10 protein-coding genes are annotated in these 12,022 nt (G+C 49.5%); all 10 read right to left on the minus strand.

Going from position 1 to position 12,022, the window contains the following annotated elements; all coding sequences use genetic code 11:
• Nucleotides 1-359 precede the first annotated feature (359 nt).
• The gene (locus Q0J75_RS12870) at nucleotides 360-1,400 is read right to left on the minus strand and encodes an endonuclease NucS domain-containing protein (RefSeq protein ID WP_297202111.1); all 1,041 of its coding nucleotides are present in this window, start codon (nucleotides 1,398-1,400) and stop codon (nucleotides 360-362) included.
• Between the two features lie 58 nt (nucleotides 1,401-1,458).
• The gene (locus Q0J75_RS12875; protein WP_297202114.1) at nucleotides 1,459-3,723 is read right to left on the minus strand and encodes a DEAD/DEAH box helicase; all 2,265 of its coding nucleotides are present in this window, start codon (nucleotides 3,721-3,723) and stop codon (nucleotides 1,459-1,461) included.
• A gap of 5 nt (nucleotides 3,724-3,728) precedes the next feature.
• Nucleotides 3,729-4,076, minus strand: a complete 348-nt coding sequence (locus Q0J75_RS12880) for a hypothetical protein (protein ID WP_297202117.1) — start codon at nucleotides 4,074-4,076, stop codon at nucleotides 3,729-3,731.
• Nucleotides 4,077-4,394 carry a nucleoside triphosphate pyrophosphohydrolase gene (locus tag Q0J75_RS12885; RefSeq protein WP_297202119.1) on the minus strand — a complete coding sequence of 106 codons (318 nt, stop codon included), beginning with the start codon at nucleotides 4,392-4,394 and terminating at the stop codon, nucleotides 4,077-4,079.
• Nucleotides 4,395-4,399: 5 nt separating this feature from the next.
• The gene (locus Q0J75_RS12890; RefSeq protein ID WP_297202122.1) at nucleotides 4,400-6,397 is read right to left on the minus strand and encodes a phospholipase D family protein; all 1,998 of its coding nucleotides are present in this window, start codon (nucleotides 6,395-6,397) and stop codon (nucleotides 4,400-4,402) included.
• Nucleotides 6,398-6,414: 17 nt separating this feature from the next.
• Nucleotides 6,415-6,795, minus strand: a complete 381-nt coding sequence (locus tag Q0J75_RS12895; protein ID WP_297202125.1) for a (deoxy)nucleoside triphosphate pyrophosphohydrolase — start codon at nucleotides 6,793-6,795, stop codon at nucleotides 6,415-6,417.
• A 64-nt stretch (nucleotides 6,796-6,859) separates the two neighbouring features.
• Nucleotides 6,860-9,607 (minus strand): DUF3427 domain-containing protein, encoded by a 2,748-nt coding sequence (locus Q0J75_RS12900; protein ID WP_297202128.1) that lies wholly within the window; start codon nucleotides 9,605-9,607, stop codon nucleotides 6,860-6,862.
• A gap of 298 nt (nucleotides 9,608-9,905) precedes the next feature.
• Entirely contained in the window at nucleotides 9,906-10,646 is a 741-nt protein-coding gene (istB, locus tag Q0J75_RS12905) for an IS21-like element helper ATPase IstB (RefSeq protein WP_297202131.1), read from the minus strand.
• On the minus strand, nucleotides 10,646-10,918 hold the full coding sequence (locus Q0J75_RS12910) for a hypothetical protein (RefSeq protein WP_297202134.1): 273 nt from the start codon (nucleotides 10,916-10,918) through the stop codon (nucleotides 10,646-10,648). Before Q0J75_RS12910 ends, istB begins: the two co-directional genes overlap by 1 nt.
• 4 nt (nucleotides 10,919-10,922) lie before the next feature.
• On the minus strand, nucleotides 10,923-12,022 hold a 1,100-nt coding region (gene istA / locus Q0J75_RS12915), incomplete at its 5' end, for an IS21 family transposase (protein WP_297202137.1).

The following is a 12,022-nucleotide window of genomic DNA, read 5'->3' on the forward strand; positions in this document are numbered from 1 at the left end:
CCATGCACTTCCTCAGACTCTTATAGTTTGGCAGAGACATTTTACCCTGACAAGTCGCCGACTGTTTTTACGCTTACACAGAACACGTTACCTATTATTATTGCGGCCTGACAGGTATTGATCAGGTCACTACGAACGCCTGGACCCACTTGTGGTCCAGGCGTTTTTTGAAGACCTGCTCCGTAAGATCAGGATTGGAATCAGGAAGCCGTGATACCTGCCTGCCACCTCCGCCGGCATTTGAGACAGGAGCATGCATATGAAACCGGTGCCCTTAGACCGCACGAATAGTTAGAATCACCGAAGCGGATGACTGTCATCCAGCAATAATACTTCATTTGCAGTTGGACCATTACTTCTTACGCATCAATTTCCCAAACTTTTTTCAATCGCTCTACAGTATATACCCACTTTTGATCTCTGGGTCGGCAAACCGAATTCTGATTTCCGAAGAATCCAATTTCCTTGACCGCCTGAGTCTCCAAAACGGTTTTGATCCAGTCAACCTGTACGACATATTCCGCATTTGCAGGGTCATCGCTGGAGTACAGATAGTTGCCTTGCGTCTGCAGAGATGAAAATCCAACTTGTTGCCCGTCTATCGAAAACAGCACATCTTTTGCTTGTTGGACTTCTTTTTTTACGATTCCAACTCCTACATAGCCAGTATGCGGAATATTAACCCAGACCCGATCCCCAGGGCTAAGTAACTTCAATGTGTTGGAGTACCAGGTACCACCTCCTGCGGAAATAAACCCATACTTTCTGGCATCCTCCCAAGAGCGCTCACTGCTACCAAATGATACATAGTATTCCTGATTCCACTGTCGAATCGATTTAGGATCCGGACGCTGTTCTTCTACATTTTCCTCAAACCAAGCGCGGCTAATGAGGCGCTTGGTGCCGCAACAAACTACATGGAAAAACATAATGTTGATATCAACTTCATATTTTTCTCTCAGATAGCGAATAATCCGTTCGGTACTATCATCCATTTTGGCAGCGACAATTACCATTTTGACATTATTGTTGATGCTGTCTTCTTCTAATGCCGTACCGTACTTTTTCTTGTAGGCTTCATTTAACGTTACCTGGCCACCAGAAAACTGCAGATATTGCTCCGCCAATTCCTCCAATGTCAAATCAGCCATACAAGAGGCATAATCAATTGCCTGCGCCGTAACCTCCCTTGGTGTCAGATCCTTTTTCAGTTCTACAACAATCAGGTCTCCATCGTGATCCATGCAGAGTAAATCAATATATTTCCCCGCAACTGTACGTACCTGCCGGCCAATCAGCAGCCAATCCGGATCTAGAATTTCAATATGATCTGCAAGCAGATCTTCCAGTTCTTTTTCGTTTATCAATTCTGCCAGCTGTAGTTGAACTTTATCATCCAAAGACCATATCACTTGAAAAATTGCCAATGTGACCACCATCCAATCATATAATAAGTGCCTATTTCAGACGTTGGAAATAATTCTCCAGCTTCTCATCACAGATCCGCTCAATTTCCTGCTTCTCCTCCCGGGTCAGCTTCTTCCAGACAGATTCATCCACCTGGATCACGCCCAAAGTTTTAGTGTGGTGGAGCATCTGCATATCCTCGAACCGCTTGAAGGGATTGGACAGGATATTCCGCTGGGCCTGGGCGTCTGTGTAGCCGCCTTTGGCGTAGATGCTGTTGGCCTTTTCCACCACCAGCCCATCTGCCCGGCGGGCCTCGTAGAACCCCCGGAAATAGGTCACAATATCGCTGAGCTTTACCCGGCCCTTGTCATCGGCGAACAGCAGCACCGCCTTAAGCAGCACCGGCTTGTAGGAGTAGCTCATGTCCATCTGTCGCACCATATCCAGAAACAGGTCCTTGCGATTGGAGTCGTCAATCAGCGTCCAGCCGTACTGCTCTGCGTACTTCTGGAGGGTCTCTTCTTTGAAATATTTGAAGGTCCGGTGCTCACTCATGGGCACCACCAGATCGGGCACCAGCAGGCCGTCCCGGACATACCGCTCGATGGTTTCCGTCTGCACGTCCACCCGGCGGACAAATTCCATCTGGGAGATCATCCCGGCGGCCTCTTCCTGCCAGTTGAAGATGTCCACCAGTTCGTAGTCCAGGGCATCTACCGGCCAGTCGATGAGGGCATCCGGGCGCTCGCCCCGGTCATAGAGGCCCTGCTCGGCAGCCTTCTGCCCTTTGGTACCAAGTACCAGCGCGCCAGGCCTGTATTCCTTCAGCCGGAATAGACGGTGCATGGAATAGGGCATATTGTACTGGCTGGCGTTGTCTACGAAGTCAAACACCATAAGGCTTTCCTTGCCAGGGGACAGCCGCATACCACGGCCCAGCTGCTGGGTATAGAGCACCTTGGACATAGTGGGCCGGGCCATGAACAGCACCTCGGTGGCTGGGCAGTCCCAGCCCTCGTTGAGTAGGTCGCAGGCACACAGCACCTTGGTCTCACCCTTCTCAAACCGGGCCAGTACCTCCCGGCGGTCGCTGGCCTTGATCTCGCCAGACACGGCCTCGGCAGCTACGCCCGCATCATGGAGCCGCCCGGCGATCTCCTGGGCGTGTTTGACGGAGGCGCAGAAGATCACAGTCCGCTTGTCCTTCACATACTGGAGCCAGGTGTCCACGATGAGTTGGTTCCGCTCCGGCACATAGATTTTACTCTCCAGATCCCGGATGTTGTACTGAACGCTGTTGAAACGCACTTTGGTCAGGTCGATGTTCGTGTGGATTCGGATGCACCGCACTGGCACCAGCTCGCCGATTTCCACAGCGGTCTGGATGTCCAGCTTGTGGGCGGTGTTCTTGAAGATGTCCAGGATGTTCTTGTCATCGGCCCGCTCCGGCGTAGCGGTCAGTCCCAGAGTAAATTCCGGAGTGAAGTAGGACAAAACCTTCTGGTATATATCGGCGGAGGCGTGGTGCGCCTCGTCCACGATGATATAGCCGAAGTCATCTGGCTTGAACCGCTCCAGGTTCAGCGCCACGCTCTGGATGCTGCCGCAGACTACGAAGGCGTTGCCCTGCTTCATGCTCTCCACATAGCGGCCCACCGTGGCTCTGGGCCACAGCTCCCGGAAGGTCTTGGTGGCCTGATCCACCAACTCCACCGTGTGGGCCAGGAACAACGTCCGCTTGCCAAACCGCTTGGCATCCATGACGGCGGTCACCGTCTTGCCGGTGCCGGTGGCGTGGTAGAGCAGGGCAATAGTCTCGAAGTTGCAGCGCATCTCCTCTAAGGCTGCCAAGGCCTGTTTCTGGTGCTCCTTCAGCTCCAGTTGGGAGCCGTCCAGAGACTTGCCCCGCTGGGTGGGGAGATAGTCCTCAATTTCCTTGAAATTGGGGTGCTGGCCTAGGAATACCCGCAGTTCGTCTTTCACGGTCTCCGGCTGCTGCTGCATCTGCCGTACTGCCCAGCGGTACACATCCCATCCCAGGTAGATCATGCTGTTCTGCTTGAGCAGGTCATCATAGAACTTGTTCTGGGAGACCAACTTGGGGTTGTGGGAGGCCTCGTCATCGATCTCAATGGCCACCTTCCGCCCACCGTTCTCAATCAGGAAGTCGGCAAACCGGCTATTCTGGTAGATGTCGGAGAAGGGATACTGGGAGTAGAGATAGCCGGCCTTTTCGGCGCCGAAGGTGTCAGAAAACAGTTCAATAAACAGATCCTCGGCACTGCTGCCGGAAGCGGAGCGGTAGGTAGGCATGGAGGTCACCTCGGTTTCCTGTTAAAATATGTATCTGTAATCTTCCCGAGATCCGCTAATCGGGATTCAATGGCACCTTTGCTTCTGCCATGCTCCTTGGCGATTGCAGAAGTCGTCATTCCTGAGTCAAATTCATCCAGTAGTTTTTCTTCCTCAATATCCGTCCATGGTTTTCCAGCATTTCGGGGTAGGTTTTTCTTTTTGGGCGAAGGAATCACATTCAAAAGTTCATGAAAAGCTCGGATCATTTCAGGCTGATTGCATACATGGTTTTGTGGTAAAAGTTCTCCAGTGAATGGATCAATGCCGTCAGCCAAAGCGGATAATAACTCTTTTGCCCGTGTAATGTCCATTCAGCAATCCTCCTGTACTTCCTTCAAAAGGATCTTTTTCTCAAATCCGCCCCGTTTGGCAGCCTTGTCCGCCCGCACCTGCTCCAATTCTTCCAGCGTCCAGCCGCGGGCTTTTACAACAGCCTGCATGACCTCCAGTAGATCGGCCAGCTCTTCCAAGGATTTGCTCTCCTGGTATTCTGCCAGCTCTTCGTTCAGTTTTTGGTCCAGGAGATATATGTAGTCCTCGTTAGAAAGCGTTTCACAGACGCAGGTTTTCCCATCTGCTTCGATAATCTCCGGAATGCGATCACGGACCAGCTTGTGATAGTTAGGCACCCATCTCACCTCTTTCGAAATCGATCCAGCCAGGATTGTTTAAAGGGGATATCAAAAAACTCCCTGGCAGCCGCAAGATCCATAACCACCCAATCTCTTGACTTGTGCGCTTCCAATGTTTCAGGCAGTTCTTTCAAAATCCGTTCTGCCTCATAGGGGGCCCCCGCATTGTAGCGTAGCTCATTGGCATGCGCCGAGAGCTCGAAAGATCCACGGCTAGTCTGCCAGGCACTTCGTATCGTTTTAATAGCATAGCCCCCGGTAACCTTTTCGCTAAAATAGTCCTCCAATGTCAGTGCGCGGACATAGGGTGGGAGTTCCTGTCCCCTATATTCCTCAGAAATGTCCATCAATACTTGAGAAGATACCGCCAGAATGTCCGGTGGGCTTTCCAAGTTGTCACTCTTAAGTTCTTCCAGTAAATCATAGACGATAGGAAGCATTCTACGCAAATATTCTCGGTAGAACGCAGTCCCTAATTCTTTTTGTACCGTGCGCACCAAATTATTACGCATAACCTCCGTGTTGGTCAGCCCCGCCTGTACACGGCAAATTACCGTCCTCCGAATGACTTCTTGGGCAACCGCTCTCACATCCTCGTTAGCGCTGATTACCACCGCAGGATAGCAGAGCAGCTGGTCAGCTACACCAAAGCCATCATTTTTAATGGTCTCAATGGCGTGCTGATTAAAACGGGCATTGGTAAGGTCATCCACGATAATAGGAGCTCCTTTTACCGTCCGTTTTAGCGCTTCGATACTGGAACGGGTAAAATCTGGGGCAGATAATTTTGTTTCCTTCCCGATCATCATTTTCAAAAGAGTCATCAGAAAAGAAGTCTTCCCTGCCTTGCTCTGTCCATAGAGCAGGCCAAACACCGGGTAAGGGAGTAGATTATGATTGTATCGCACAGCCATGTCACGCATACAGGCCATAAAAGGCGAGCAGAAAAACCAGTTGGCAAATTCGTAATATCGCCGCTGCAATCCGTTTACATCACCGTGAAATTTCTCATACCCATCCATGTATTTGAAGAACAGCCCCACGTCTTTTTCGATCTCTTCTCTCGGCGGCAACAAATCCAGGATAACATCATTGAGCTTTGCAATTCCTTCATCGGGCAACACCTCCAACTGAGGATATTCGCTCCGGAGGTCTCTCTCCTTTTCTTTATTTGTCACCACTTGGCGGCGGACTGTCCTAATTTTTTCAGGTGAAAGCAACAGTTTTCCCTTTTTATCTGGCTTGGGCACAGAAGGCGCAAATTTGGCAGCAAGATTTTTAATATCCAGGATAAATCGCACTTCTTCACGGGCATCTTCCACCGGCTGCAAAACCAGTGCTTTTTTCACAAAAACGGTTTTGACAATAGGTAGTTCTTCCAGATTCTCCCCATCGTCCGCGCATAGTAGGGATTCCTTGGCGATCTGGTCGGTACTGTCCTCTCGGAGCTGGCAGTAGCAGTCCCAATACCAATCGTAAGCCTGGTCTCCGTCGATATAGCAGATATTCTCTCGCTGCCTACCTCCAAATGCCGAAAACGACATGTTGGCCGATCCCATAATGACCCGTTTTCGACCGTCTTTCGCCGAAAGCAGATAAATCTTCTCATGGGACAGGATATTACGGGCCACATAAAAGCGCAACGTTTTCTGTTCAATGCGGGAGACCAAATCCAGCTTCATTTTCCCGGCAGTCTCCCGCATTCGCTCAATGGTTTTATATTGATAGGCCATAACCTCTTGCAGGGAGTAAGAAAGCACTTCATCGCACCCAAAGATGACCTCTGCTTCCTCAAAAAAATCTAATAGGCGGTAAATAAAGCTGATTCCAGAAGAATATGTGATGGCGTGGAGCGCATCAAACCCAGAGAACAGATCCTGCCAGGACAGGCTCTCTGTGCCGGAAAACTCCATCTTTACAACGTCTAATGTGTTGGAGTTTTGAAGCTTCATCTGCTCCTGTTCAGGTTCAGATACATGGAACAAGGACAAATTTTCCATGCCGCGCCTCCCTATTTTTATCTCTTTTTCAGCTGATTCAAAATCTCTTCATCTGCCGGGCAAAATTCATACTGATCAATCTCATCCACTGTAATCCAGCGGATTTCGTTGTGCTCCAGTTTCTGAGGAATGCCTTTCCGGATGGTTGCATGAAACAAAGTTAGATGAACAGTCAAATCTGGGTATTCATGTGTCACATCCATGAATACCTCTCCCACATCCAGAGTAACAGCCAGCTCCTCCTGACACTCCCGGATCAGCGCCTGCTCCTTGGTTTCACCAGGCTCCACTTTTCCGCCCACAAACTCCCACAGCAGCCCCCTGGCCTTATGTGCCGGGCGCTGGCAAATCATAAATTTCTCCTGATCCCAAATCAGGGCTGCGACTACTTCGGTCATACTTCAAGCCTCCCGCTCATCCTGCTTCCGTTTTTCAAACAATGAATAATCTCAAATTGTTTCATCATTTTGTCAGTCCAAAGTCATATTGCAAATAATCCGGTAGACTATGTTCCATTGCCACATCAAACAGATATGTGCCATTCCCGGTTTCTGTTTTACGGCAGTTATGTAGCGTCCCCTTTCCTACATAGGTGAAGGGCAAAACAATGCCGTTTTCGCTGGATACCTTTCGGATAAACAAATGGGCATAGCTGCTAGCTTTTAACTTGGCCAAATCAGACATGGGTAGGTGTGCCATAGATTCCCACTGGAACACATCTGCCTGCAAAAATTTGTCTTTATAGTTGAGCTTATCTGCTTCTGGCAAGTCCTTTTTTAAGGAAGCAAAGATTACTACATAGTCATCATAGTAGTAAGTCCCAACGGCTGTATAACCTGGATTTTTCAGCAGCTTCAGCTGTACCTGATCCATGCGGTAGTTCTGCCACAGCTTGAAGCCCTCCTCTTCCCCATTGTCGGCATAATAGCGGGTGATACCATAGGTCAAAAGGTCGTCCAGATACTCCCGTAGCTGGTCATCCATCTTGATGTGTAGGGACAACTCATCGCAGTTTCTGTCCACAACCTTCAAAAATTGTAAAGCGTGCTCCAGTTGTTCCCTCTTGTAGCCAGGGATTTTTTCCGCTAATGCCTGATCGAGTTCGTTGATCCTTCCAATGCCGTTCATGAGACAGCGGACGATCTCAAACTCATGAGGACGTACCAGAGGAAGTAGGCCGGAAAGATAACAGATGAACTCCACCTGTTCTTCGGTAAATACCGGCAAATGTTCTTCTCTGATCCCTATGAGGAAATTGTAATAGCTACCCGCCTTTTTACCGCCGATTTTAATACTCATGAAGCGGATTAGATCCGGCGCACAGTCGTTATTCAGGTAGTCCATATGCCGTGGATAAAACTCAGAGTTGATATATTTTTTGAAGTTAAAATAGTCCTGTTTTAGGTACTTGATCGCATTAAAGTTTTCTTTGTCAATAAAGTCTAGAATTTCTTCTTTGCTCAGATCATCAATGTGGATCTCAACGCCGTATTTTGAAAGGCCCAAAGCTCCAAAGTTGTCTCGTACCAGGGATGCCATCAAACGTTTTTCCACAACAAAATTTTCGGACAAAGAGGATAGTGCAAAGGCAATCTGTACACTTCTTTTATAGCTGTTGCCAATAAAGTCCAGTACCGTCACATAGGGCTTGTTGTCGTACTTTCGCAGTCCGCGTCCAAGCTGTTGGATAAAAATGGTTGAGGACTCCGTGGGCCGCAGAAAGAGCACCATATTCACGCCTGGAATATCTACCCCTTCATTGAGAAGGTCTACCGTAAAAAGGATTTCCAATGAGGCGCTGTCACTTTGTAGATCATTATAGGCGCGAATTCGTTCACCAACATCATTTCGTCCGGTCAGATATGCGGTGTGGTATCGTTCTCCCATCACCTCACTCATCATGCGGGCATGCGTAATATTGCGGCAGAAGGCAAGGGCTTTCAGCTTACCTTGTGGACGATGGGCTTCTATCTGTGCCGATATGAATTCGCAATGATTGTCATCAGCCATCTGGGCAATCAATCGCCGTTCGTCTTTGGCAGTCAATCCATAATCCACCAAGGAATCCCGGATACCATAGTACTTAAATGGCACCACCAGGTCATTGACAATCGCATCCCTAAGACGTAATTCGTAGGGTACATTCTTGTCAAACAGTCCAAAAACGTCCTGGTTGTCCATCCGCTCCGGAGTGGCAGTGAGACCAAGCAAAAACTCCGGCTCAAAATAGGAAATGACTTTTTTGTAGGTTTCAGCCGTAGCATGGTGGCATTCATCAATAATGATATAGTCAAACTCATCCTTGCGAAACAGTTCCAGTGTCTTGCATATGGTGATATTGGTAGCAAAGACAAAGTCTGCATCGGATTCCTTGCTGGTACCGCTATATATACCGTAAGACACAGCACTGCCAAATACATCCATAAAGGTCTCAAGAGATTTTTTTAAAATAGAGCCTTCGTGCACAACATAGAGCAGACGTTTGGGATTGAAATTCAGTGCGTCAAAGGCTGCCAGATATGTTTTACCGCTACCAGCCGCTGCAACCACCAGTGCCCGATTGGTGCCTACGGCCCGGTAGCGGTTTAGCTCTTTTAGAGCCTTACGCTGCATAAAGTTTGGTTTTATATGAGCGGCTGACAGATCATAATCCATATCCCACCGCTCGATTGCAAAGTTTAGCTTATTGGTGTAAAGGTTTAGAATTTCTGGGGTAAGTATATGGGTCAGATTCCACTTGTCTTCAAATTCTTCCACCGCCTGTTCATATACAATATCGTCCTGCACCACTACATCCCACTCAATATTTTTAAGCAGTGCATACCGGGTGATATTGGATGAGCCTACAATGACCTCTCGGTGGTCGCCAAACTCAAACAGATACCCTTTCGAGTGGTAGCCAAGCGTCGCATATCCCGAATCATGGAAACACTCATAGTCCAGATGACACTGGAAGTTAGGACAGCGGCCCATTAGCGAAAAGAAACTCTTCAGAGACTCAAGATCAGTGAAGTTCTGATAGGTAGATGTGATAATGCGACCAGTACACCCACGTTCTACAGCAGCCTCTATGTCTTTAAACAGTAGAACGAGACCAGCCTTTTTAATAAAGCTGACCGAAAAGCAAAAAGCACTACACCCGCGTAAATTATTCTTGAGTTTCTCCAAAAAGGTAGTTTTCGTATAATTCGTCAGAAATTGATTTGTCATGCTGGCCTCCGGCTTCTGGGGGATCTCCTATTCATCAAATGTTTGGAATCGCAAAAAAATGCTCTGCCATGCGGCAGAGCATTTGGTTTATGCGGTCATGCCGCCAAGGCGAATTCCAACACCTGACAGCGTTGTATATAATGATAGCATGTTTGTTAGAGATTCGCAAGGAAATCATGTGTTCACACAATTCTGTATTCTGTCAAGTAAAAATCCCTGGTATTGCCACGAAAATTCCCTGGTAGTTGCCAACAGAATTCCCTGGTCATTGCCAAATAAAATCCCTGGTTCTGCCACGCTACTTCACCCGCATAAGGGCGTTTCTCAAGCGGTAGCTTGGGCCGTCAAAGGTAATCAGGTGCCCGTGGTGGGCCAGGCGGTCAATCATGGCTGCCGCCATTTGGTCATCGGTAAAAATGGTGCCCCATTTGGAAAACTCCAGATTGGTGGTAATGATCAGGCTGCGCCGTTCGTAGCAGCTTGAAATAAGCTGAAAGAGAAGCTGTGCCTGCTCCTTTTCCAGGGGTAGATAACCCCATTCGTCCAGGATCACCAGTTCTGCCCGATCAATGGACTGAAAGAGTTTTTCCAGCGTCCCACCCCTTCGGGCCTCATCCAACTTGGTGGCCAGAGAAGCCGCTGTAAAGAATCGTGTCTCTAACCCAGCCTCACAGGCTGCCACCCCCAAGGCAATGGCCAGATGGGTCTTTCCAGTACCCACAGGCCCATACAGAACCAGGTTACGTTTCATACGCACGAAATTGCAGCTGGTCACTTCTTCTGGAGGCAAAGCAGCTGGGAGCCTCAGGACATCCCATTCATAGTCATCCAGTGTCTTACGTACCGGAAACGCTGCTCGCTTTAGCAGCCGTTCCCGCCGCATACGCTCCCGGTGGGCCAATTCCTGGCTGAGTACCCGGTGAAGAAATTCTTCCTGCTTTGGAGTGGCCTCCAGCTCACACATGGATACCACTTGCTGGGTCAACGCCAACCGCTTGCAAGCCATGGAGATCTCCTGGCGGATCAATGCCCGTTCCATCAGATCACCCCCTCAGGCAACAGCTGGTCGTAACAGCTCAGCTCTGGCTGATGAGGCCGCTGGAGCCCCATGGACATCAGGCCGGCCAGGTATTCTGCGCTAACCTGTTCTCCACGGCTGCGGCGAGTCAACATCTGCTCCACGGCATTCAGGGCAACATCGAAATCATACCGGCCAGCCAGTTCCTGCATCTGGTTCATCACCTGGCGCACCCCGGGTTTGTCCATCTCATCCAGATAGTCCCGGAGAGGGCATGGGATGTTCTCACGCACCTGGCTATTGTGCCACGCCCCCCGGCTTCCTGGCCAAATCACTTAGCATCAGAAGCCAGTCGCTGGTATCGGTGCGCTTGCTGCCAAACTGCCGTTCAAACGATGTAATCGTGCGGTTCTTTTCATCCAGAGGCTCTACGGTGAAGGCTCCAATCCGCACCCAAAGCTGGCTATCCGCATACTGCGGGCCCACATTGTAGTAATGGCAGCCGTCCAGACAGAACTTTCCGTAGTGATCGGTGTTTATTTTTCGATACTTGCAACAATCAAAGGGCAGTTCTGGTAAAGAAAGCAGATGTTTCTTGTCTTCCTCAAACATCTGGCACATAGGGATCTCTCGTTTATAGTGATCCCGGCAGTTATCCAGCTCACATTCTTCTAAGGTTTGGGCGTTGAAGTGCTCCAATGATTCCGTCTTTGGAATAGGCACCAGAATATTGCGCCGGAAGTAGCCTACCTTATTCTCAACATTCCCTTTTTCGTTCCCAGAGCGAGGATTGCAAAAGGTCACTGCAAACCCATAATGTGCCTTGAAACGCTGGAAGAGCTCCGTCAGGCGAACTACTTCGCCGATACGCCGTCCTGCACCCGTGGCATTGTCAATCACCAGGCGTTTGGGTACTCCTCCAATCCAGTGAAAGATATCCTTCAAGCCCTGGCACAGACATTCTGCTGTCTCGCCCTGGAAACACTGTAAGTATCCCACGTTGGAGTAGGGGAAGGTCACTACCAGGTACTTCACCACGACTTTGTTCCCTCGCACATACATGTCGCACTCCCCGAAGTCCACCTGGCACTCCGCCGGGTGCCAAATCAACTCTTGGGAGCCGCAGCCCTGGCGAAGTTCCACCTTCCAGGCGGCCACATATCGGCTCACGGTCCGGTAGCTGCAGCAAAATCCAGGGGCTTCCTTGCACAGCCGGTCATAGACCCGCTTGGCGGTATGCCGCTGCTTGCGCCGGTTCTGCTGATCCTCTTCCAACCAGGTGCGAATCATGGGAATCCATGGCGAGAGTTTCCCACAGGTACTGTTTCTATCCGGTGTTGTAGGGCTGAAATCCTCCTGCTTCATGTATTTTCGTACCGTCTTAGGGTCTACACCCA

Origin of the sequence: uncultured Flavonifractor sp., assembly GCF_944385615.1 — a bacterium.
Classification (GTDB): domain Bacteria; phylum Bacillota; class Clostridia; order Oscillospirales; family Oscillospiraceae; genus Flavonifractor.

Bases quoted from the DNA above. Each gene is read 5' to 3' on its own strand.
- Q0J75_RS12875 (WP_297202114.1), bottom strand. From the start codon at position 3,723: ATGCCTACCTACCGCTCCGCTTCCGGCAGCAGTGCCGAGGATCTGTTT.
- Q0J75_RS12880 (WP_297202117.1), bottom strand. From the start codon at position 4,076: ATGGACATTACACGGGCAAAAGAGTTATTATCCGCTTTGGCTGACGGC.
- Q0J75_RS12890 (WP_297202122.1), bottom strand. From the start codon at position 6,397: ATGGAAAATTTGTCCTTGTTCCATGTATCTGAACCTGAACAGGAGCAG.
- Q0J75_RS12895 (WP_297202125.1), bottom strand. From the start codon at position 6,795: ATGACCGAAGTAGTCGCAGCCCTGATTTGGGATCAGGAGAAATTTATG.
- Q0J75_RS12900 (WP_297202128.1), bottom strand. From the start codon at position 9,607: ATGACAAATCAATTTCTGACGAATTATACGAAAACTACCTTTTTGGAG.
- istB (WP_297202131.1), bottom strand. From the start codon at position 10,646: ATGGAACGGGCATTGATCCGCCAGGAGATCTCCATGGCTTGCAAGCGG.